Origin of the sequence: Pseudoalteromonas sp. S1610 (assembly GCF_005887465.1) — a bacterium.
Taxonomy (GTDB): domain Bacteria; phylum Pseudomonadota; class Gammaproteobacteria; order Enterobacterales; family Alteromonadaceae; genus Pseudoalteromonas; species Pseudoalteromonas undina.
Genome location: NZ_PNDI01000195.1, coordinates 1 through 250, shown reverse-complemented (window position 1 = coordinate 250; position 250 = coordinate 1). Strand labels below are relative to the sequence as shown.

Here is a 250-nt window from a genome sequence, read left to right as displayed (position 1 = left end):
GTAGAAAATCTGCATTTGTTAATTATTTTTTCTTTGAAAATGCGCTGATTTGGATTGCTGGCTTATTTTTACGTCCTATTTCAGCACTTTTACTCCGGCAGTTATTAATGCAACATTATTCAATAGCGGCATTACCATCAAGTTATATTGCTGTCAAGGCAGTCATGTGGTTTACAATGACTATTTTGGCTGTATTTTGACCAGCTAACCGAGCGGCAAATATTTCAACGAGTATAGAAACCCTCAACAT

The 250-nt window shown here is 36.0% G+C and carries 1 pseudogene; it reads left to right on the top strand.

Features of this window, described 5'->3' with window-relative positions:
- Positions 1–200 (top strand): annotated as a pseudogene (locus tag CWB77_RS18540) (cell division protein FtsX); the annotation flags it as partial.
- Positions 201–250 lie beyond the last annotated feature (50 nt).